The following is a 22,321-nucleotide window of genomic DNA, read 5'->3' on the forward strand; positions in this document are numbered from 1 at the left end:
ACGGCACGATCCGAAAGTCTAAGCTTCTGGCATCCCCGTTCCCACACCAAGGCGCCAGACAGAAGATGACCAAGTCGCTCAATGCCATCGCTCAGAAGCTGATGACACAAGGCCAGGGCATTCTCGCCGCGGACGAATCCGAAGGCACGATTGCCAAGCGCTTCGCCAAGATCAACCTGCCCAATTCCCTCGACCTTCGGCGCGACTATCGCGAGATGCTGTTCCGCTCGACCGATGCGATGCGCAACTATATCTCGGGTGTCATCCTCACCGAAGAGACGCTGGAACAATCCGCTGCCGACGGCACCCCGTTCCGCGCCATTCTCGCCGATGTCGACACCATTCCCGGCATCAAGGTCGACCGCGGCGCCTTTCCCATGCCCGGCGATAGCGGCGAAAAGATCACCGAGGGTCTCGACGGCCTGCGCCAGCGCCTCGAACGCTATGCCTCGCTCGGCGCCGGCTTTGCCAAGTGGCGGGCCGTCATCACCATCAATGACGTGGCCCCGACCCGCAACAATATTCGCGCCAATGCCCATGCGCTGGCCCGCTATGCCATCCTCTGCCAGGAAGCCGGCATCGTGCCGGTGGTCGAGCCCGAAGTCGTCGGCGATGGCGATCCCGGCAACCATTCGCTCGAACGCTGCGCCCAGGTAACCGGCGAAGTGCTCGAAAACACTTTCAAGGAACTGCGCCTTGCCGGCGTCGATCTCTCGGGCATGCTCCTGAAGCCCAATATGGTGCTGCCCGGGGTCAATTCGCGCGATCGGCCCTCCGTCGAGGAAGTGGCCAAGCGCACGGTGGAAGTCTTGAAGGAACATGTTCCCGCCGCCGTGCCGGGCATTGCCTTCCTTTCGGGCGGCCAGACCGACGAAGAAGCGACCGCCCATCTCTCGGCCATGAACCGCATTCCGTTCAAGCCCTGGCCGATGACCTTCTCCTATGGTCGGGCCCTGCAGAACGTGGCGCTGCGCACCTGGGCCGGCCGCCGCGAGAATTTCCCGGCGGCGCAAGCCGCCTTCACCCACCGCGCCCATATGAACTCGCTCGCCGCTCTCGGCGAATGGACCAACGAGCTCGACCGGGCCGCTTGATCGTCTCGATCAGGCTGCTTGATCTCTTATTGACGTCCCAACGTCACGACTGGCGCGCTCTTCTCCCGGAGCGCGCCTTTTCTTTTTCGGTCTTTCTCACTAACGCCCCGCGAACTCGACGCGACACCCTCCCCTTAACGGGGAGGGCTGGGGAGGGGTGTTCACGCCCTCTGAAAACCGTGGCTCCCGCACCCCCTCCCATCCTCCCCCGTCAAGGGGGAGGTGCCACCGAATTCGCTATGGCGAAATCGGTGCGGGTCGGTGACCGTGGATAAATCTCCGCAAACGCCGCACACATTGCCACCCCTTGGCCCATACCCTATTGGAGGCCGGTCCCTTTCTTGCCAAAATGGCACCTTACGGACACGCAGCGTCATCTCCGGAACCTCCATGGCCCCTCAGCTCTATCTCATCACTCCAGCCGATCCGGATCTTGCGCAGTTTCCGCGCCAGTTGATGAGCGTGCTGACGGGTCCTGAAATCGCCGCCCTCTTGGTGCGCCGCGGTTCGCTCGATGATGCCGCCTATGCCGAATTGGCCGAGCGGCTGGTGCAGATCGGCCAGGCGGCCGGCGCCGCAGTGCTCGTCGAAGACGATGTGGCCCTCGCCCGCTCGATCGGCGCCGATGGCGTGCACGTGACGACGGGCGGCACCAAGGCCATTCGCGCCGCGGTTTCGGCGCTCAAGCCCGACGGCATTGTCGGGGTGGGCAATGTGCGCACGCGCCATGATGCGATGAGCTTTGGCGAGCTCGATGTCGACTATGTGATGTTCGGCCCACTCGGCGGGCCCGTGGATCCGCAGGCGGCGGAACTGGCGCAATGGTGGGCCGAGACCTTTGAGGTCCCGGCCGTTCACTCAAATCCGGCCGCCGCGCCTGATGCGGGGGACGAAACGGGTGCCGAATTCCTCGCGCTCTCCGATTGCGTCTGGACCAAGGCAGATCCGGTGGCTTCGCTGGCCGCCTTTGCCAAAGCCGAAAAGGCCAAAGCATGAGCTGGCGCGCGCCGCTGCTGGCGCTGACCCTTGCCACGGCCCTTGCCGTCCCGGCTTTCGCCCAGACCCGCTCGCAGGCGGATGCGGAAGAAGCCGCGAACATTTCCAATGCCATTTTCGGCCCCACCGAACCGGCCGACTACGCCTTCGGCGCCTTCCAGCGTGGCTACTTTCTGACCGCGCTGGAACTGGCCCTGCCGCGCGCCGAACAGGGCGATGGCGCAGCGCAGACCCTGATTGCCGAAATCTACTCCAAGGGTCTTGGCGTGGCCCAGAATGTCGAACGGGCCGCCGGCTGGTATCAGCTTGCTGCCAAGAATGGTGACAAGCTGGCCATCTTTGAGCTGGGCATGTTCTACCAGGACGGCACCGGCGTGGCGCAGGACCGCGAAAGGGCGGCCGAGCTTTTCAAGGAAGCCGCCGACAAGGGCTATGCGCCAGCCAAGTATAATCTGGCTCTGCTCCATGTCGAAGGCATCTATGCCGATCCCAGCCTGACGACAGCCGCGCGGCTGATGAAGGAAGCGGCCGACGCCGATCTCGCCGAGGCTCAATATGACTATGGCTCCATGCTGATCGAAGGCGCTGGCGTCGCCCCCGATGCCGCCGAAGGCGCCCGCTATATCGGCCTTGCCGCCGAACAGGACCTGACCGCCGCCCAGATCGACTACGCCACCCTCCTTTATCTCGGCCAGGGCATTGCGCGCGATATCGAAGCCGCGGCCGGCTGGTACGAACAGGCGGCCGAAGGCGGCAATCCCGTGGCGCAGAACCGCCTCGCAAAACTCATGGCCGTCGGCGAGGGCACGGCGCTCGACCTCGAAACCGCAGCCATGTGGCGCGCGCTGGCCCGGCGCCAGGGGCTTTCCGATCCCTCGCTCGACCGATTGCTGGTTTCCATTCCCCCTGATGCTTTGGCCCGGGCCGAAGAGCGCGCCCGCTTCTGGCCTTCGACCCCGCCCAGCATCGAGACCGTCGCCGAAATTCCGACGACGCCAAAGGTCTTTGGCCCGCCCCTGCCGGCACCGACCGACATGGAAAATGCCCCGAGCCGCGTCGTGCTGCCCAATGGCGTGACCAATGCCAAGCCGCCCGCTCCGGCGCCTGCCGCCGCGCCGGTCGAGACCGAACCGGCTGATCCGGCCACCACCGAACCGGCGCAAGACCCTTGAACCCGGCCAAGTTCTGAGGCAATAAGCCCGCCAAACTTTCAATTGAAGCGGCAGGGCACTGGCCCCACTTGCGCCGCGTCGGGATGAAAATTCCGGCGGCGCTCAATGAACCGCTTGAGCCAAGCGAGTACACAATGGCGCGTTCCGCCCTCCTAACCGTCATGGTCAATGCCGCCATCAAGGCCGGCAAGTCACTGTCGCGCGATTTCAACGAGGTGGAAAACCTGCAGGTGTCCCGCAAGGGCCCGGCCGATTTCGTCTCGAAGGCCGATCTCCGCGCCGAACAGATCGTCTATGACGAACTGCGCAAGGCCCGCCCGACCTATGCCTTCCTGATGGAAGAAGGCGGCGAAGTCGCCGGCACCGACGGCCAGCACAGCTGGATCATCGACCCGCTCGACGGCACCACCAATTTCCTCCACTCGATCCCGCTCTTTGCCGTGGCCATCGCCTTGCAGCGCGGCGACGAGATCGTTGCCTCGGTGATCTACAATCCGATCCTGGACGAACTCTACACTGCCGAAAAGGGCGGCGGCGCCTGGCTCGCCGACCGCAAGCGCCTGCGCGTCGCCGAACGCCGGCACCTTTCGGACGCCGTGGTCGCCACCGGCATCAAGACCCAGGGCACGTCCAATGACGGGCTGCAATTGCGCCAGTTGAGCCATATCAATCCCGCCGTTGCCGGCATTCGCCGCTCGGGCTCGATTGCGGTCGACATGGCCTGGCTCGCCTCGGGCCGCTTTGACGCGCTCTGGGAAGCGGGCTTGAAGCCCTGGGACGTTGCGCCAGGTCTTCTCATGGTCAAGGAAGCCGGCGGCCTCGTCACCGACTATGCCGGCCAGCCCGGCTCGGTCTGGAACGGCCAGATCGTCGCCGGCAACGAGACCCTGCACGGGGCTTTGTTCAAGCAGCTTCGTTCGGTTCAGTAAGTCCAACGCATTCCTCACCACAGAGGGATATGAATCCGGAACTGCCGAAAGCGTCGAAAAACTCGGTGTCATCCCCGCGAAAGCGGGGATCTCTGTTTCCGGGCAGGGAGATTGCCGCTTTCGCGGGGACGACGCAAAGCCGCTTCATGACGCTCTGCCGTTAACCTTTTCCATTGTCACGCCATTCTGCCGCCACTACTCTTCGGCGCAGTTGATTTGCTGTGCGCGGGGCAAAGGTCAGGCACGATGACGCAAGGTTACGATCCCTATCACCTCGCCAGTCCCACCGTTTACCTCGTCAAAATCGTCATTTTCCTGGTGCTGGTCGCCCTCGTCGCGGCGATCCTGTTCACCAATATCGTGACCTTCTTCTGGGCGAACCCCTTCATCAATTCGATGATTTTCTTCGCCCTCTTCATCGGCATTTTCCTCTCGTTCCGGCAGCTCTTCCGGCTGTTTCCGGAGGTGAAGTGGGTCAATTCGCTCCAGGACGGCAATTCGACCCAGGTGCGACCGCCGGTCCTCCTGGCCCCCGTCGCCGGGCTTTTGCGCGAGCGCATCGGCGAGGCGGTGATCACGCCGACCTCCATGCGCTCGATCCTCGATTCCGTGGGCAATCGCCTCGATGAGGCCAAGGACACGTCGCGCTACCTGACGGGCCTCCTGGTTTTCCTCGGCCTCATGGGTACCTTTTACGGCCTCCTCGAAACCGTGGGCTCGGTCGCCGGCGTCATCAACGCGCTCGATGTGACCTCGGCCGATAGCGCCTCGCTTTTCACCAATCTCAAGGAAGGCCTTGCCGCCCCGCTGGCGGGCATGGGCACCGCCTTCTCGTCCTCGCTTTTCGGTCTCGCCGGTTCGCTGATCCTTGGCTTCCTCGACCTGCAGACGAGCCAGGCCCAGAACGCATTCTATACCGATCTCGAAGACTGGATGACCTCCATGACCGAGCTCGACCACCCGGTCAGCGCCATGCAGGCCAATGCCGGCGGCCCCGACATGCAGGCCATGATCGACAGCATCGGCGCCACCATGCAGAACCAGAGTTCCTCCCAGAACGCCATCCGCGCCATGGCGGAACTCGCCCGCGGCATCGATGGGCTGGTGAAACACATCCGCACCGAGCAGGAAGACCTGCGCGCCTATATTACCGAGCAGAGCGAGACCAACCGGAAACTGCGCGACCTCATCGAAGCCATGCTCAACGAGAGCGACACTTCCGGGCGCCGGGACTAGACCATGGCATCGAGCCGCTCACGCCGCAGGGTAGAGGCCAATTACTGGCCGGGCTTCGTCGACGCCCTGTCGAGCCTGCTGCTCGTCATTATTTTTCTTTTGAGCCTCTTCATGCTCACCCAGTTTTTCCTGGGGCAGGAAATCCAGGGACGGGATACCGCGCTATCGCGGCTCAATAGCCAGATCGCCGAATTGACCGAACTCCTGCAGCTCGAACGCGCCAATTCCGACGATCTGACCTCGCAACTGGCAACGCTGACCGCGACCCTCGCCACAGCCGATGCGCAGAACCAGAGCCTGACGAGCCAGCTTGCCGGCATCGGCGCCGGTCTCGGCGATCGCGACGACACCATTGCGGGTCTCCAGGAAGACCTTATCGATGCCGAAAAGCTCTCGGACGAGGCCAATGCGCAGGTGACCCTGCTCAACCAGCAATTGGCCGCGCTGCGCACCCAGATCGCGGCGCTGGAATCGGCGTTGGAGGCCTCGGAAACCCGCGACACGGAATCGCGCACCCAGATCGCCGATCTCGGCCGGCGTCTCAATCTCGCCCTCGCCCAGCGTGTGCAGGACCTGTCGCGCTATCGCTCCGACTTCTTCGGGCGCCTGCGCGAAATCCTCGAAGGCCGCGCCGATGTACGCGTTGTCGGCGATCGCTTCGTCTTCCAGTCCGAAGTGCTGTTCGATCCCGGCCAGGCCGACCTGACCGAGGCAGCTTCGCCGCAACTCGACGCGCTGGCCGAAGCCATTCTGCAGCTCGAGAACGAAATTCCGGCCGATATCAACTGGGTGCTGCGCATCGATGGCCATACCGACAGCCGCCCGATTTCCAATGCCCGCTTCCCGTCCAACTGGGAGCTTTCGGCGGCACGCGCCATTTCGGTGGCGCAATATCTCGTCGGCAAGGGCGTTGCCCCGGCGCGGCTCGTCGCGGCAGGCTTTGGCGAATTCGCCCCGCTTGATCCCGGCACGACGGAAGAGGCGTTCAGGCGCAATCGACGGATCGAGTTCAAGCTGACGGAAGGGTGATTTCCGACCCGCTTCAGCGGGTCAAATCGCTCCAGTGGAGCGATTTGAGGAAATCACGGGTCGAGCCATGCGAGACCCCGGGCCAGCGTCTTCGCAAACAGAGATTCCCGCTCTCGCGGGAATGACACCGGGGATAGCAGGCCTTACTGCCAGCCGTCCCCGCGGAACTGCAATTTTGCCAGTTCCGCATAGCGCCCGCCCTTGGCGACCAGTTCTTCATGCGTGCCCTGGTCGATAATTTTACCCGCTTCCATCACGAGGATTTTGTTGGCGTCGCGGATGGTGGCGAGGCGATGGGCGATGACCAGCGTCGTGCGGCCCTGCATCAGGTGTTCGAGCGCCATTTGCACCAGCCGCTCGCTCTGAGCGTCGAGGGCGGAGGTCGCTTCATCGAGCAAGAGGATCGGCGCATTTTTCAGGATGGCGCGCGCAATGGCAAGGCGCTGCTTCTGGCCGCCCGAAAGCATGACGCCGCGCTCGCCCACGATCGTGTCATAGCCCGAGGGCAGGTCGACGACGAAATCATGCACCAACGCCGCCTTGGCCGCCGCTTCCACTTCCGCATCGGTCGCGTCGGGTTTGCCGAAGCGGATGTTCTCCGCGATCGTGCCGGCAAAAATGGTCGGCTCCTGCTCGACATAGGCAAAGCGCTGCCGCAGGTCAAAAAGTCTGGTGTCGCGGATATCGACGCCATCGACGCGAATGGTGCCGCCGGTGACGTCGTAGAAGCGCTGCAGCAGCGAAAGTGTGGTCGACTTGCCCGAGCCCGAGGGACCGACCAGCGCCACGGTCTCGCCCTTGGCGACGGAAAAACTCACGCCGTCGAGCACGCGGCCGGGCTGGGTCGGATCGTAGCGGAAGGCGACATTCTCGAAGGCAACGGTCCCGAGCGACGGCACCGGCAGGGCGACGGGGTTTTCGGGGTCTTCGATCGTCGCCTTGGTGGCGAGGATTTCCATCAGGCGCTCGGTGCAGCCGGCAACGGTCTGCAAGGCGCCCATGACTTCGGAGACATTGGTGAGGGCACCGGAAGCCATCAGCGCATAGATCATGAACTGCGCAAGCTGCCCGGCCGTGACCGAACCTTCGAAGACGGCGCTGGCGCCCCACCAGACGAGGCCGACAAGCGCGGCCGTGCCGAGAAAAATCACCAGCGCAACGAGGATGGCGCGCGCGCCGAGCCGGCGCACTTCGGCCCGGTAGCTTTCTTCGCTGCGGCTATCGTAAATTCCGGTCTGCACCCTTTCCTGGGTGAAGGCCTTTACCGTTCGGGTCGCGCCAAGCATTTCCGTTGCCATGGCGGAGAGTTCGGCCAGCGCATCCTGGGTCTTGCTCGACATGCCGCGCAGGCGCCGCGAATAGCCCACGACCGGGATCAGGATCAGCGGCGCGGCGATGACCACGGCCAGGGTCAGGATCGGGCTCGTCAGGATCATCATGATCAGCGCGCCGATAATGGTGACCATGGACCTCAGGGCCAACGAGAAACTCGACCCCACGGCGCTGCGGATGATGGCGACGTCATTATTGAGGCGGCTCGTCAATTCGCCGACGCGCGTCGTATCGAAATAGCGCGCGTCGAGGCGGAGGAGATGGCTGAACGCTGCCTGCCGCAGGTCAGCGAGGACGCGCTCGCCAATAACGGAGATGAAATAGAAGCGCGCCCCGCTCGCTACCGCCATCACCGCGGCAATGGCGATAATAAGCAGGCCATACTGGCTCACCTTGTCGAGGTTCTGCGCCACAAACCCCTGATCGACCACGCCGCCGAGCATGGCGGGAATGGCGAGCGAGGTAATGGTGGAAATGAGGAGGAACAGCACCGTCAGGGTCAGCCGCACCGGATAGGCGAGGACGAATGGCAGGAGCTGGCGCAGCGGCGAAAAGCGTCGCTGCAGCTTGGCGACGGAGATCACCTTGTCGGTGGTGTTTTCCGCCGGGGCGGCTTGATCGGTCATATTGGGGGCCGCATTCCGATTGCGCAAAGCCGCCTCGAGACGGCTGGTTGGATATAGGCTCCCCTCTTCATGGGAGCAACAGCCGGGAAACGGGTAAAATTGCCGCTCCCCTGCCCTTGCCTATTGGGGCTCCATTATGTAAGAAGCCCGCCAACAACCAGTTTCCAGCTCTCCGGGCGCCGCGGCGCCCGTTTGATTTGAGGCGAAGACCATGAAGGCCGACATCCATCCTGACTACCACACCATCAACGTCGTCATGACCGATGGCACCAGCTATGTCACCCGTTCCACCTATGGCAAGGAAGGCGACACGCTGCAGTTGGACATCGACCCCAAGACCCATCCGGCATGGACCGGCGGTACGGGCCAGCTCATGGACCGCGGTGGCCGCGTCAGCCGCTTCAAGGAACGTTTCAAGGGCCTCGGCCTCTAAGAAACGGTTCTGGCGACAGAATTGGAAAACCCGGCCTTTGTGCCGGGTTTTTTGTTGCCGCTGCGTTTTGCACATCCTTGTCCGCCGCCAAGGCAACAAAAAACGCGGCTCGCATGTGCAAGCCGCGTTCTGATCTTTTGGCTCGAAAAAGCCTCGGCCTAGATATTGGTGCCGATCGCCAGGAATTTTTCGCGGCGGTGTTCGCGGGTTTCCAGGCGCGACTTGCCAGCGAATTCGGCCAAAAAGTCGGAAATGGCCACGCGGGTCGAATCCATCACCTGACCATGGTGGCGATGCGCGCCGCCGGTCGGTTCGGGAATGATGCCGTCGATCACCTTGAACGAGAGCAGGTCCTGCGCCGTGATTTTTTGGGCCGTCGCCATATCCTGCGCCTTGGCGGCGTCGCGGAAAAGGATCGAGGCGCCGGCTTCGGGCGAAATCACCGAATAGATGGCGTTTTCGAGCATCAACACGCGATTGGCCGTGGCAATGGCAATAGCGCCGCCCGAACCGCCTTCACCGATGATGATGGCGATGTTGGGCACGCCCAGTTCAAGGCCTTTTTCGGTCGAACGGGCAATGGCTTCCGCCTGACCGCGCTCTTCCGCGCCAATGCCGGGATAGGCACCTGCCGTATCGACAAAGGAAATGACCGGGATATTGAACCGGTCGGCCATGTCCATGATGCGGACGGCCTTGCGATAGCCCTCGGGATTGGCCATGCCGAAATTGTGTTTCAGGCGGGTCTCGGTGGAATTACCCTTTTCCTGGCCGAGAAGGGCCACGGACTGCCCGTTGAAGCGACCGAAGCCGGCCTGCAGCGCCGCGTCTTCGCCGAACTTGCGGTCGCCGGCCAGCGGCGTCCATTCGGTGATCAGCGTCGACACATAATCGGAAAAATGCGGACGCTGCGGATGGCGGGCCACCTGCGTCTTTTGCCAGGGCGTCAGCCTTTTGTAGATTTCCACCAGCGCCTCTTCGGCGCGGGCAGAAAGCCGGTTCACTTCCTCGTCGATGGACACGGCCTGATCGGTCGCGGCGAGGGATTTCAGTTCGGCGATCTTCGCTTCAAGATCGGCGACCGGCTTTTCAAAATCGAGATAAGACAGCATCCCACCCGCCAGTAAGGGTCGTTGTTATTGACCCGGATTGTTCTGGGCCACGGCTCTTGCGCTCTAAAGTGGCCGGAAAGTGGCGATCGTTCAATGCCGAGTCAAGTTTCGGAAAGGAAATGCACGGGATTTCCCCCCGTTCCCACAGGCTCGACCCTATCCACCGGCCAGCGGATGGTGCGTTTCGACGAGATTGCGCAATTTTTCGTCGAGCACATGGGTATAAATTTGCGTCGTCGAAATATCGGAATGCCCGAGCAGCATTTGTACGACGCGCAGGTCCGCGCCACCGGCGAGGAGATGGCTGGCAAAGGCATGGCGCAGGACGTGGGGAGCGACGCGATCCACCGAGATGCCCGCATCCTTCGCCACGTCTTTCAAATCCCGCGCAAAAACCTGCCGCTCCAGATGTCCGCTTTCGCCCTTGGCCGGAAAGAGCCATTTGGCGTCCTCCGGCAGGGTCTTCACCCAGGCGCGCACCGCGTCGCGCGCCCTGTCGTTCATCGGGACGATCCGGTCCTTGTTGCCCTTGCCCGTGACGGTAATAAAACTGCCTTCCCGCATCACGGCCGGACGCTTCAAGGTGACGAGTTCGGAGACGCGCAACCCCGTTGCATAGAGCAGCTCGAGGAGGCAATAGGTCCGTCGCGCCACCTCTTCCTTGGCCGGTTTCGCTGGCTTGTTGGCGGACTGCTCGGCTGTGTTGAGCAGCTTGTCGACCTCTGCGACCGACAACACTTTTGGCAGCGGCCGCCGCGTCTTGGGGCTCGCAACAATCCGCGTCGGATCGTCGCCGCGCAGGCCATCCGCGCATAAAAACTTGTGAAACTGCCGGATGGCAGAGAGATGCCGCGCGCTCGATGAGGCCGAAAGCCCATCGGCCTTGAGCCCATCGAGATAGGCGTTCACCGTTTCGCGCGGACAATCGAGGAGGGTCTGCTTCTTGCCCGCGACAAAGCCGGCATAATTGGTGAGATCGCGCCGATAAGCCGCAATCGTGTTTGCCGCCGCGCCGCGCTCGGCGCTCATCATTTCCAGAAATGCGCCGACGAGGTGGCTCATTGGCCCGGCGTCGCGGCAGGGGTGCTGGTGACATTGGGCGTCGGCATGCCGACCGGCCGGGTCGGCGCGGCTTCGCCAAGCAGTTCGCGCGTCGGAATACGCAGCGTGACATCCTTGGGATTGGGCTCGACGAAAGACACGAGCGCAAACATCCCGGCATAGACGAGGCCAGCCAGGAACAGGATGGTGATCAAGAGGCGAAAGAGTGTCGGCATGGGCTTTCCGGCGTTTTCGCGAGAAACTTTGCCACAGAAAGGTTTCCATCCGGTAGGCAAAATCGCGTTGCGCTTGACAGCTTTGACCCGTATCGCTTCAACCGGCCTTAAGTTCGGAGGGCGCCTTCTTGAGCAAAACGGATAGTCCCGCGCGATCGGCGCGCGCCAAGGCCCTCACCGAGCGGTTGGGCGGCAGGCCGCTCATTCTCGTGGGCATGATGGGCGCGGGCAAGACCACGGTCGGCCGACGCCTGGCGGCGCGCCTCGGTCGGCGTTTCCTCGATAGCGACGAGGAAATCGAAAAGGCCGCGCAGATGACCATTCCGGAAATCTTTGCGCAGCGCGGCGAGCCCGAATTTCGCGCCGGCGAAACCCGCGTCATTTCGCGCCTGCTCAAGGAAAACGACATCGTTCTCGCAACCGGCGGCGGCGCCTTCGTCAATCCCGAAACCCGCGCGCTGGTCAAATCCTCTGCCGTCTCGGTCTGGCTCAAGGCCGATCTCGACGTGCTGTTCGAACGCGTTTCGCGCCGTTCCAATCGGCCCCTGCTCAAGACCGCCGACCCCAAGGGGACGCTCGAAAAACTGATCGCGGATCGCTATCCCATCTATGCCGAGGCCGACATCACGGTCTTGAGCCGCGATGTGCCCCAGGACAGCGTTGCCGCCGACGTTATCTCCGCCCTTCTGCATCACCTGCGCTGAAAGTTTTCGCCATGGCCGACATTTCCCACACAGTGCACGTCGCCCTGGGCGAGCGCGCCTATGACATCCTCATCGGCCCCAACCTGATCGACGATGCCGGCGCGATCCTGGCTGAAAAATTCCCCGGCCGCCGCTTCGGCATCGTCACCGATACCGACGTCGCCAAGGCGCAATTGCCGCGTCTGGTCGCGAGCCTCGAATTTTCGGGCCTGACCTTTTCGACCATCACCCTGCCCTCGGGCGAAAGCACCAAGAGCTGGGAGCACCTGCAAACGGTCGTGGAAGGCCTCCTCGCGGCAAAGCTCGAACGCAATGACCTCGTCATCGCGCTCGGCGGCGGCGTCATCGGCGATCTCGCCGGCTTTGCCGCCTCGATCACCCGCCGCGGCATGGATTTCGTGCAGATCCCGACTTCGCTGCTGGCGCAGGTGGATTCCTCGGTCGGCGGCAAGACCGGCATCAATTCGCCGCACGGCAAGAACCTCGTCGGCGCCTTCCACCAGCCAAGACTGGTTCTGGCCGATCTCTCGGCCCTCGACACCCTGCCCCCGCGCCAGTTCGCCGCCGGCTATGCCGAAGTGGTCAAATATGGCCTGATCGACGATCCCGACTTCTTCGAATGGCTCGAAGCCAACCATGCCGAAATCTTTGCCGGCGGCCCGGCCCGCGGCGAAGCCATCGCCCGCTGCTGCGCCCACAAGGCGCGCGTGGTCATCGAGGATGAAAAGGAAATCGGCGTCCGCGCCCTGCTCAATCTCGGCCACACTTTTGGGCATGCGCTCGAAAAGGACACCGGCTATTCCGATCGGCTGCTGCATGGCGAGGGCGTATCCATCGGCATGGTGCTGGCCCATACCTTCTCCAACCGCCTTGGCCTAGCGCCGGGTCAGGACAGCGGGCGCATTGCCGCGCACTTGCGCAAATCGGGTCTGCCCACCACATTGGCCGACATCCCCGGAATTTTGGGCTCGACCGAAACCCTGATGGCCGCCATCGCGCAGGACAAAAAAGTCTCGCGCGGGGCGCTGACTTTCATTCTCACCCGTGGCATCGGCCAGGCCTTCATCGAAAAAAATGTCGATCCCGCCAAGGTTTCGGCATTTTTGGAGGAGATGCGATCCCAGTAAACTTCTTCATCCACAGTGTCATTCCCGCGAAAGCGGGAACCCCTGTTCGGAAACGGAGGTCCCCGCTTTCGCGGGGATGACACAGCGGTGATTGCCAGCTTAATTGGCCGGCAAAACCTCAATATTGAGCGCATGGACGCGATCTTTCAGCTCCGCGTCCAGCGTTTCGAATACCGCGCGGTGTTGCGCCACGCGGCTCAAGCCGTCAAAATCGCGGGTCGCGATTCTGACTCGGAAATGGGTCTCGCCCCCTTCGCGCCATCCGGCATGGCCTCGATGCTTGTTCGATTCGTCGATCACCTCGAGATGGAGAGGCGAGAACCGCTCGGTGAGCTTTGCTATCATTGTGTCCCTGACGGACATGGGGCGGGCTCCGCTTGAAGATTTGAAGACTTAACTAGGTGCTATGAAACAGCAATCCAAGCTTTTCGATTCAATCCGCATCCGACCGCGCCGGGAAGAAAAGCCCGAGCCGGCCGAATTTTCCTGCGAATGGGAAGGCTGCGAAGAAGCCGGCGAATACCGCGCCCCCAAAGGGCCGCGCAGCGAGGGGCAGTATCACCATTTCTGCCTCGAGCACGTTCGCCACTACAACAAGGCCTTCAATTTCTTCGCCGGCATGAGCCAAGAAGAACTGGACGAAGCCCTGACGACCCCGCCCAAGGCGGAGTCGCGTTCGAGCTTTGCGACCGGCAATCCGCAAAATGCACACGCTGCCGGCCGGACGGCCAGCACTCGCCCCGGCGACAAATATGGCGACCCCTTCGGCGTCTTTGCCCGCTACCGGCACCGCCAGGCCCAGCGCCCCGCCGCCGAGCGCGTAAAGCCGCTGAACGAGAACGATCGGCGTGCCTTCGAGTCCCTGGGCTTTTCGGGCCACGCCAAATCCGACGACATCAAAGCGGCCTACAAGAACCTGGTAAAAATCCACCATCCAGACGTAAACGGCGGCGATCGCTCCTCGGAAGAAAAGCTCCGCACCATCATTGCGGCCTATTCGCACCTGAAGAAAATGGGCTTCGTTGCCCGATGACCGGAGCATAGCGCGGAAAAGTGGGAACCGGTTTTCCGCGAAGCGATGCGTCTTGCTATCGTGACAGTTTGGCTACCAGCACGTCAGCAATGCTGCTATAGAGCCACGGGCCAATGCGCCTCTGACACAAGAAAAATCTCCTGATCCACGAGCCCTTGCCATGACCGAGTTCACCAATCTGCCCGACACCGAATACAAGGCACGCGACCTTTTCGGCATCGATACCGATATGGTGGTCAAGGGTTACAAAGAGCGCACCGACCACGTGCCGCCGATCGATCCGGATTATCTCTTCGACCGAAACACCACGCTCGCGATCCTGGCCGGCTTTGCCTATAACCGCCGCGTCATGGTCCAGGGCTATCACGGCACGGGCAAGTCGACCCATATCGAGCAGGTCGCGGCGCGCCTTAACTGGCCGCTGGTCCGCGTCAATCTCGATAGCCATGTGTCGCGTATCGACCTCGTCGGCAAGGACGCCATCGTCCTCAAGGACGGCAAGCAGATCACCGAATTCCGCGACGGCATCCTGCCCTGGGCCGTGCAGAACAATATCGCCCTCGTCTTCGACGAATACGACGCCGGCCGTCCGGACGTGATGTTCGTGATCCAGCGCGTTCTCGAGCAGTCGGGCCGCCTGACGCTCCTCGACCAGAACCGCGTGATCGTGCCCCACCCGGCCTTCCGCCTGTTCTCCACCACCAATACCATTGGTCTGGGTGACACTTCGGGCCTCTATCACGGCACCCAGCAGATCAACCAGGGTCAGATGGACCGCTGGAGCCTCGTCACGACGCTCAACTACCTGCCCCACGACAAGGAAGTCGGCATTGTTCTGGCCAAGAACAAAGCCTTCACCGAAACCGAAAAGGGCAAGAAGCTGGTCTCAAACATGGTGCGCCTGGCGGATCTGACCCGTTCGGCCTTCATCAATGGCGATCTCTCGACCGTCATGTCGCCGCGCTCGGTCATCACCTGGGGCGAAAACACCCAGATTTTTGGCGGCGATGTCGGCTTTGCATTCCGCTTGACCTTCCTCAACAAGTGCGACGAACTCGAACGCCCTGTGGTTGCCGAGTTCTACCAGCGCGTGTTCGGCGAAGATCTGCCGGAATCCTCGGCCAACCTTGCCGTGACGGCGTAAATACAAGGCCCCCTCACCCGCCGCTTTGCGGCGACCTCTCCCCCTCGGGGGACTTCGAACTGTCCCGTTGGGCAAATCGCTCCGGTGGAGCGATTTGAAGTGAGAAGGCCATGAGAGCTATGCTCGAATGGCAGGCCCGGAGGGCCGGGTGAGGGGGCCTTTCTCGCAACGGGGACAAAATCCCATGGCCCAGAACATCTATGATGATGCGGCCTTCTTCGAAGGCTACAGCCAGTTCCCGCGCTCGGCGCAGGGACTTGGCGCCGCTGCCGAATGGCCGGCTTTGCGCGCCATGCTGCCTGATATGACAGGACTTCGCGTTCTCGACCTCGGTTGCGGCTTTGGCTATTTCGCCCGCTGGGCCGTGGAACAGGGCGCCGCCCATGTCACCGGCCTCGACCTCTCGGAAAAAATGCTGGCCGAGGCCGCCAAGACCTGCGCCGGCCTGCCGGTAACCCTGGCCCGCGCCGATCTCGACACGGATGATTTCGGCACGGCCGAATTCGACCTCGTCTTCTCCTCGCTCGCCGTCCACTACATCGCTGATTTCGACGCCTTCCTCGCGCGCGTCCGCAAGGCCGTGAAGAACGACGGCCGCTTCGTCTTCTCGATGGAACACCCGGTCTTTGCCGCCCGCGCCAATCCTGAGTTCACTCAGGATGCGGAAGGCCGCCAGGTTGCAGCCGTCGCCGAATATCTGCGCGAGGGCGAACGTCGCACCAACTGGATCGCCGAAGGCGTGATAAAACATCATCGCCTGATCTCGACCACCATCATGGCCCTCAAGCGCGCCGGTTTCGCGCTCGATGCCATTGACGAGTGGGCCGCCACCGACGCCGACATCGCAGCGCATCCCGAATGGGAAAAAGAGCGCTACGAACCGATGTTCCTGCTTTTCGCGACCCATGTGGCCGCCTCTACCCACCGGACCTGACCATGGCACAGCCCCCGCGCAGCAAGCCCAACAAGCCCGACCAGACCCAGGCCTTCAAATCGGCCATGGGCGCAACGGTCCGCGCCATCGGTGCCAAGGCCGAGCTTGAGGTTACCTTTACCGCCGACCGGCCGCTGCTGACATCAGACAAGGCGCGGCTTGCCAACCTGCCGCGCCTGCCCACCAAGCGCGATATCGCCATTGCCCGCGGCCAGGGCGATGCCATGGCCATGCGGCTCGCCAGCCACGACCCCGATACGCACCGCAAGCGTTCGCCGATGGACCCGCAGGCCCGCGCCGCTTTCGATGCGCTCGAACAGGCGCGGGTGGAATCCCTCGGCGTTATCCGCATGCCGGGCATGAGTGGAAACATCCACGAAATGCTGGAAGACCGGCTCTTCCGCGCCAATTTCGCCGAAGTTGACGACAAGAACGAGGCCCCGCTTGCCGAGGCCCTCGGCCTGATGCTGCGCGAAAAGCTCGCCGGCGTCCCCGTGCCCCCCTCGGGCCATGCGCTGGTCGATCTCTGGCGCAAGGAAGTGGAAGCCAAGGCGTCCACGTCCATCGACAAGCTGCTTTCGACCTATGAAAGCCAGGAAGATTTTTCGAAGGCTGTTCGGGCCGTGCTGCGCGATCTCAACCTGATCGCGGAAAGCGATATGGAAGATCCCGACGCGTCCGACGAGGACAATGCCGACGAGAGCCAGCCCGAACAGGCCCAGGGCTCCGACCAATCGCCCGAACAGGGCGAAGGCGAAAACGAGCAGGCTGAAAGCGAAGAAGACCAGCAGGCCGGCGAAAGCGAAGAAACCGGCGACGTCGAAGGCATGGAAGCCGACATGGCCGATGTCGACGACGATGCCGAGGCGGAATCCGGTGAAGATGCGCCCATGCCCCCGCCCGCCAAGGACGGTGGCGAGCGGCTGTCGAACCAGTTCCAGTACAAGGTTTTCACCACAAAATTCGACGAAGTGGTGAAAGCGGCCGAGCTCTGCCCACCCGACGAACTGGACCAGTTGCGCGGCCTTTTGGACAAGCAGCTCGAAAACCTCGCCGGTGCCGTGGCGCGCCTTGCCAACAAGCTGCAGCGCCGCCTGATGGCCAAGCAAAACCGCTCCTGGCAGTTCGACCTCGAAGAGGGCCTCCTCGATACCGCACGCCTCACCCGCGTCGTGACCGACCCCATGCAGGCCCTGAGCTTCAAGGTCGAGAACGACACCGATTTCCGCGACACCGTCGTCACGCTGTTGATCGACAATTCCGGCTCCATGCGCGGCCGCCCGATCACCATTGCAGCCATCTGCGGCGACATCCTCGCGCGCACGCTGGAGCGTTGCGGCGTGAAGGTGGAAATCCTCGGCTTCACCACCCGTGCCTGGAAGGGCGGCAAGAGCCGCGAAGCCTGGCTCGAAGCCAATCGCCCGGCCAATCCCGGCCGCGTCAACGACGTGCGCCACATCATCTACAAGGCTGCCGACGAGCCGTGGCGCCATGCAAGGCGCAATCTGGGCCTGATGATGCGCGAAGGCCTCCTCAAGGAAAACATCGACGGCGAGGCATTGGAATGGGCGCGCAAGCGCTTGATGGCCCGCCCCGAGCAACGCCGCATCATGATGGTGATCTCGGACGGCGCGCCGGTCGACGATTCGACCCAGTCGGTCAATGCCGGCAACTATCTCGAAGCGCACCTGCGGCAGGTCATCGAGGACATCGAAACCCGCTCGCCGATCCAGCTCGTCGCCGTCGGCATTGGCCACGACGTGACGCGCTATTATCGCCGCGCCGTGACCCTCCTCGATGCCGAGGAACTGGCCGGCGCCCTGACCGACGAATTGGCCGCACTCTTCGACGAAGAAATGCCCGGGCCCGCAAGGCGGCGCGGTCGCTGATGCTGCGGCGCTGGGCCCCGATAGCCTGCCTTGCGCTATTGGCCCAGCCCGCTCTGGCGGTCGACGTCACGGTGACGTCGGCCCAGGTCACGCGCTTCAAGGGCGTCGGGCTCGATGAGCCCGTGGGGAAACTGATCTTCCGCGGCGGCCTGACGCTGCAGTCGCAGGACGATATGTTCGGCGGCCTTTCGAGCGTCACCACCACCGGCCCCGACCAGAACATCGCCTTCGTCACCGACCGCGGCCAGTTCGTCTCCGGCAAGCTCGCTTATGACCAGGATGATCGTCTCCTCAGCCTCATCGGGGTCACCATGGACCCCATCCAGAATTCCGGCGGCGCCCCCCTGCCCCGCCAATATGCAAGGGACGCCGAGGGCATGGACACCGTCTTTCGTGATGGGGTGGCCGCGGCCGTCCGCGTGAGTTTTGAAAACCTCACCCGCGTCGCCGATTTCGCCATCACCGATGGCCGCCCCGGCGGTCCGGCGCGCGAAATCACCATTCCCGATTGGCTGACGGATTTGCGGACCAACAAGTCCCTTGAAGCCATCTGCATCGCCCCGCCCGCCTCGCCCATTGCCGGCTCGACCCTGCTGCTCACCGAAGAAGCACTCGACGAAAACGGCAATCACCGCGGCCATTTTCTGGGGCAGAACGACAAGGGTCCGGTGACCTATGTCAATTCGCCCGTGGTCAACCCGACGGACTGTGCCTTCCTGCCCAATGGCGACCTGCTGGTGCTCGAACGCGGCGTGGCGCTCTTCAGCTTCGTCATGAACCTGCGCCGTGTTCCGGCCGATCAGGTGAGGCCGGGCAATCTCATGCAAGGCGAACTTTTGCTGTCAGCCGAGGGTGCCGAGATCGACAATATGGAGTCGATCATGGTGCACACGACGCCGGGTGGCGAGACGCGGATCCTCATCGGCTCGGACAACAACTTTAATGACTGGCAGCGGCAGTTGCTGCTGGAGTTTGCGCTGGTGGAATAGGGCGCCCCACTCACCGGCCCCAACCGAATTCGCCATAGCGAATTCGGTGGCCCTCGCCCCTTGCGGGAGAGGGACAGACCAACTTTGCGTTCAGCAAATTGGTCAGGGTGAGGGGTGTCTATCCTCCGCAGAGCAGCCTGCAATGAGATCGTATACCCCTCATCCGCCCTTCGGGCACCTTCTCCCGCAAGGGGAGAAGGGGGATCGAGTGGGGGGCAGCATGAAAACAAAAAAGGGCCCCGGTTTCCCGGAGCCCGCAAATTCCAAAAACCCAAAAAGATCAGACAAACGCGCCGTGGCAATGCTTGACCTTTTTGCCCGAGCCGCAGGGGCACGGCGCGTTGCGCGACAGGCCCACCAGCAGTTTCGGATCGAGCGGGGCCAGGGCGCCCTCGTCGGAATCATCGCCCACCGCATCATTCTCGCCCGTCACCGGGTCGATATGCGTGGTCGCCAACTGCGCCGGATCGATGGCCGGGGCCGGCTCGGGCTGGCGCATCTGGATTTCGATATGACCCATCTGCGTGGTCACGAGTTCGCGGAGATTCCCGAGGAGAGCCTGGAACAGCTCATAGGCTTCTTGCTTATATTCATTGAGCGGATCGCGCTGGGCGATGCCGCGCCAGCCGACGACCTTGGACAAGTGATCGAGCATGACAAGATGCTCGCGCCAGAGCCCGTCGATCGACTGCAGCAGGATGGACTTTTCCACCTGACGCATCACTGGGCCATACCGGTCCGATTTGGCCTCGATGACGGCATCGGCCGCCTCGCGGATGCGGGTCTCGACCACTTCGGCGTCGATTCCCTCTTCCTTGGCCCATTCGCTCACGGGTGCCGTGACGTTGAGATAGGTCTTGGCAGCGGCTTCGAGCTGCTCGGTCTTCCACTGCTCGGGATAAGAGCGCGCCGGAATGGCCTTGCCGACGATATTGTCGACCACGTCATGACGCATCTCGGCAATGGTCTCGCTGACGTCTTCGGCATCCATGAATTCGAGACGCTGTTCGAAGATCACCTTGCGCTGATCGTTCATCACGTCATCGTATTTGAGGATGTTCTTGCGGATATCGAAGTTGCGCGACTCGACCTTGCCCTGGGCGCGTTCGATGGCCTTGGTCACCCACGGATGGGTGATGCTCTCGCCCTGCTCGAGCCCGAGCTTGCCCAGCATGGAATCCATCGAATCCACCGGGAAGATGCGCATCAGGTCGTCCTGTAGCGACAGGTAGAACTTTGAGTGGCCGGGGTCGCCCTGGCGACCGGAACGGCCACGCAACTGATTGTCGATGCGGCGCGATTCATGGCGTTCGGTGCCGATGACCATCAAGCCGCCGGCAGCCAGCGCCTTCTTCTTTTCGTCGGCGATCTTGGCCTTGATCTCGGCGATCTTGGCTTCGCGGGCCTCGCCCTCGAGTTCCTTGGCTTCGCGCTCGATGCGCATTTCAAGGTTGCCGCCGAGCTGAATGTCGGTACCGCGACCGGCCATATTGGTCGCAATGGTGATCGCGCCCGGCAGGCCCGCATCGGCGACGATGAAAGCTTCCTGCTCGTGGTGACGGGCATTGAGCACGTTCATCTGCCCCACATTCTTCTTGCGAAGGATGTCCGCCAGCATTTCCGACTTTTCGATTGAGGTGGTGCCGACGAGCACCGGCTGACCGCGCTCCTGGCATTCTTTGATCAGTTCGGCAATGGCGTCGAATTTTTCGGCCGCCGTGCGATAGATCGCATCGTCTTCGTCGATACGCTGAACCGGCAGATTGGTCGGGATGGTGACGACGCCCAGATTATAGATGTCGGCAAACTCTTCCGCTTCCGTCGCCGCCGTACCGGTCATGCCGGCGAGCTTTTCGTAGAGGCGGAAATAGTTCTGGAAGGTAATGGACGCCAGCGTCTGGTTTTCAGACTGGATCTTTACGCCTTCCTTGGCTTCCAGCGCCTGGTGCAGACCTTCCGAATAACGGCGGCCCGGCATCATGCGGCCGGAGAATTCGTCGATGATGACGACCTCGCCACCCTCGGGCGTATCGCGGGTGATGTAGTCCTTGTCCTTGCGGAAGAGCTTGTGGGCGCGCAGCGCAGAATTGGCGTGATGCACCAGCGCCACGTTTTCCACGTCATACATGGACGCGCTCTTGAGGAGCCCGGCTTCCGAAAGCGCGGCTTCGAGCTTTTCGACGCCCTGATCGGTAAAGGTCGCCGCGCGGTGCTTTTCGTCGAGCTCGAAATCACCCTCGCCGATCAGCGGCATGAAGGAGTTGATCTTGATATAGAGTTCGGACCGGTCTTCGGACGGGCCGGAAATGATCAGCGGCGTGCGCGCTTCGTCGACAAGGATGGAGTCCACTTCGTCGACGATGGCGAAGGCATGGCCGCGCTGCACCATCTGGGCGCGCGAATATTTCATATTGTCGCGCAGATAGTCGAAGCCGAATTCGTTATTGGTGCCGTAGGTGATGTCGGCAGCATAGCTGTCGCGGCGCTGCTGGTCGGTCAGGCCGTGCACGATAATGCCAGTGGAAAGACCGAGGAAGTTGTAGATCTGCCCCATCCAGCCGGCGTCGCGGCGGGCGAGGTAGTCGTTGACGGTCACGACATGCACGCCGCGCCCCGTCAGCGCATTGAGATAGACGGCGAGGGTCGCGACCAGGGTCTTGCCTTCGCCGGTACGCATTTCAGCAATGGCGCGATCATTGAGCACCATGCCGCCGATGAGCTGCACGTCGAAGTGGCGCATGCCGAGCACGCGCTTGGATGCTTCACGCACAGTTGCAAAGGCCGGTACCAGGATATCGTCGACCGTGGCGCCCTTTTCGATCTGCGCCTTGAAGTCGGCGGTGCGGGCTTTGAGCTCGTCGTCGGTGAGCTTGGCCAGTTCCGGCTCCAGCGCATTGATCGCGGCGACCTTGCCCTGGTAGCGCTTGACCTGCCGATCCGACGGCGATCCGAAAATCCGCCGGGCGAGCGCAGCTAGAGCCATTCGTGTCATCCTTTTGCATTCAGTGGCGTGGCGAAAAGGGCGGGCGGCTTGCACTAGAACGTTTTCAAGAAGAAGTGTTGACCACTTTTCGAAAACGCTGGGGGCGCCAGCGGCCCATCTCGCCTCGTCACAACTTCTAGAGAGCCCTTTGGCTCCCCGTGTGGATTGATCCGTGGAGGACATTGGGCCGATACGGCAACCATGCTCCACGCTTTGAAAAAGCGGCTGAGATGTAAGAGTGAGGGGGTGTCTTGTCAATGTTGGCGAAATGGGCGACACCTT

The 22,321-nt window shown here is 62.5% G+C and carries 20 protein-coding genes; 14 read left to right on the forward strand and 6 right to left on the reverse strand.

Annotation, left to right across the window (positions count from 1 at the left end; genetic code table 11):
- The first annotated feature begins 65 nt into the window (after positions 1–65).
- The 6 genes from JP75_RS21340 to JP75_RS21365 all read left to right on the forward strand — a co-directional run bounded on the left by JP75_RS21340 (position 66) and on the right by JP75_RS21365 (position 6,456).
- Positions 66–1,094: a class I fructose-bisphosphate aldolase gene (locus JP75_RS21340; protein ID WP_035086749.1), complete on the forward strand. Its 1,029-nt coding sequence runs from the start codon at positions 66–68 to the stop codon at positions 1,092–1,094.
- Positions 1,095–1,484: 390 nt separating this feature from the next.
- Positions 1,485–2,090, forward strand: a complete 606-nt coding sequence (locus tag JP75_RS21345) for a thiamine phosphate synthase (RefSeq protein ID WP_035086750.1) — start codon at positions 1,485–1,487, stop codon at positions 2,088–2,090.
- Positions 2,087–3,262: a tetratricopeptide repeat protein gene (locus JP75_RS21350; RefSeq protein ID WP_051961084.1), complete on the forward strand. Its 1,176-nt coding sequence runs from the start codon at positions 2,087–2,089 to the stop codon at positions 3,260–3,262. The genes JP75_RS21345 and JP75_RS21350 overlap by 4 nt, the downstream gene beginning before the upstream one ends.
- 134 nt (positions 3,263–3,396) lie before the next feature.
- On the forward strand, positions 3,397–4,191 hold the full coding sequence (locus tag JP75_RS21355) for an inositol monophosphatase family protein (protein WP_035086839.1): 795 nt from the start codon (positions 3,397–3,399) through the stop codon (positions 4,189–4,191).
- Positions 4,192–4,437: 246 nt separating this feature from the next.
- On the forward strand, positions 4,438–5,427 hold the full coding sequence (locus JP75_RS21360; RefSeq protein ID WP_035086751.1) for a hypothetical protein: 990 nt from the start codon (positions 4,438–4,440) through the stop codon (positions 5,425–5,427).
- A 3-nt stretch (positions 5,428–5,430) separates the two neighbouring features.
- Positions 5,431–6,456, forward strand: coding sequence for a peptidoglycan -binding protein (locus tag JP75_RS21365; protein WP_035086752.1), 1,026 nt, complete (start codon positions 5,431–5,433; stop codon positions 6,454–6,456).
- Positions 6,457–6,599: 143 nt separating this feature from the next.
- On the opposite strand, the gene JP75_RS21370 is transcribed toward JP75_RS21365, so the two are convergent.
- Positions 6,600–8,414: an ABC transporter transmembrane domain-containing protein gene (locus JP75_RS21370; RefSeq protein ID WP_051961107.1), complete on the reverse strand. Its 1,815-nt coding sequence runs from the start codon at positions 8,412–8,414 to the stop codon at positions 6,600–6,602.
- Positions 8,415–8,625: 211 nt separating this feature from the next.
- Between JP75_RS21370 and rpmE the strand changes: the two genes are divergently transcribed.
- On the forward strand, positions 8,626–8,847 hold the full coding sequence (gene rpmE, locus JP75_RS21375; RefSeq protein WP_035086754.1) for a 50S ribosomal protein L31: 222 nt from the start codon (positions 8,626–8,628) through the stop codon (positions 8,845–8,847).
- Between the two features lie 158 nt (positions 8,848–9,005).
- On the opposite strand, the gene JP75_RS21380 is transcribed toward rpmE, so the two are convergent.
- From JP75_RS21380 to JP75_RS27435, 3 genes are all read right to left on the reverse strand, one after another.
- On the reverse strand, positions 9,006–9,959 hold the full coding sequence (locus tag JP75_RS21380) for an acetyl-CoA carboxylase carboxyltransferase subunit alpha (RefSeq protein WP_035086755.1): 954 nt from the start codon (positions 9,957–9,959) through the stop codon (positions 9,006–9,008).
- 156 nt (positions 9,960–10,115) lie between these two features.
- On the reverse strand, positions 10,116–11,021 hold the full coding sequence (locus JP75_RS21385) for a site-specific tyrosine recombinase XerD (RefSeq protein WP_035086757.1): 906 nt from the start codon (positions 11,019–11,021) through the stop codon (positions 10,116–10,118).
- A complete protein-coding gene (locus tag JP75_RS27435; protein WP_035086759.1) occupies positions 11,018–11,236 on the reverse strand; it encodes a hypothetical protein in 219 nt (72 codons plus the stop codon). The genes JP75_RS21385 and JP75_RS27435 overlap by 4 nt, the downstream gene beginning before the upstream one ends.
- 128 nt (positions 11,237–11,364) lie before the next feature.
- Here JP75_RS27435 and JP75_RS21395 point away from each other — a divergent pair, with 128 nt between their 5' ends.
- Positions 11,365–11,940, forward strand: a complete 576-nt coding sequence (locus tag JP75_RS21395) for a shikimate kinase (RefSeq protein WP_035086760.1) — start codon at positions 11,365–11,367, stop codon at positions 11,938–11,940.
- A gap of 11 nt (positions 11,941–11,951) precedes the next feature.
- A complete protein-coding gene (aroB, locus tag JP75_RS21400) occupies positions 11,952–13,067 on the forward strand; it encodes a 3-dehydroquinate synthase (RefSeq protein WP_035086761.1) in 1,116 nt (371 codons plus the stop codon).
- Positions 13,068–13,166: 99 nt separating this feature from the next.
- Here aroB and JP75_RS21405 read toward each other — a convergent pair whose 3' ends face one another.
- Positions 13,167–13,430, reverse strand: coding sequence for a BolA family protein (locus JP75_RS21405; protein WP_035086762.1), 264 nt, complete (start codon positions 13,428–13,430; stop codon positions 13,167–13,169).
- A gap of 43 nt (positions 13,431–13,473) precedes the next feature.
- Here JP75_RS21405 and JP75_RS21410 point away from each other — a divergent pair, with 43 nt between their 5' ends.
- The 5 genes from JP75_RS21410 (at position 13,474) to JP75_RS21430 (ending at position 19,056) form a co-directional block, all read left to right on the forward strand.
- Positions 13,474–14,100: a J domain-containing protein gene (locus JP75_RS21410; RefSeq protein WP_035086763.1), complete on the forward strand. Its 627-nt coding sequence runs from the start codon at positions 13,474–13,476 to the stop codon at positions 14,098–14,100.
- 160 nt (positions 14,101–14,260) lie between these two features.
- A complete protein-coding gene (gene cobS / locus JP75_RS21415; RefSeq protein ID WP_035086765.1) occupies positions 14,261–15,244 on the forward strand; it encodes a cobaltochelatase subunit CobS in 984 nt (327 codons plus the stop codon).
- 184 nt (positions 15,245–15,428) lie between these two features.
- Complete coding sequence (locus JP75_RS21420) at positions 15,429–16,178, forward strand: class I SAM-dependent methyltransferase (RefSeq protein WP_035086768.1); 750 nt, start codon at positions 15,429–15,431, stop codon at positions 16,176–16,178.
- Positions 16,179–16,180: 2 nt separating this feature from the next.
- Positions 16,181–18,067, forward strand: coding sequence for a cobaltochelatase subunit CobT (gene cobT, locus JP75_RS21425; RefSeq protein WP_035086769.1), 1,887 nt, complete (start codon positions 16,181–16,183; stop codon positions 18,065–18,067).
- On the forward strand, positions 18,067–19,056 hold the full coding sequence (locus JP75_RS21430; protein ID WP_035086771.1) for an esterase-like activity of phytase family protein: 990 nt from the start codon (positions 18,067–18,069) through the stop codon (positions 19,054–19,056). The genes cobT and JP75_RS21430 overlap by 1 nt, the downstream gene beginning before the upstream one ends.
- A 280-nt stretch (positions 19,057–19,336) precedes the next feature.
- Here the strand turns inward: JP75_RS21430 and secA are convergent, their stop codons facing one another.
- The gene (secA, locus tag JP75_RS21435) at positions 19,337–22,039 is read right to left on the reverse strand and encodes a preprotein translocase subunit SecA (protein WP_035086773.1); all 2,703 of its coding nucleotides are present in this window, start codon (positions 22,037–22,039) and stop codon (positions 19,337–19,339) included.
- Positions 22,040–22,321: the final 282 nt, after the last annotated feature.

Source organism: Devosia riboflavina (assembly GCF_000743575.1).
GTDB lineage: Bacteria > Pseudomonadota > Alphaproteobacteria > Rhizobiales > Devosiaceae > Devosia > Devosia riboflavina.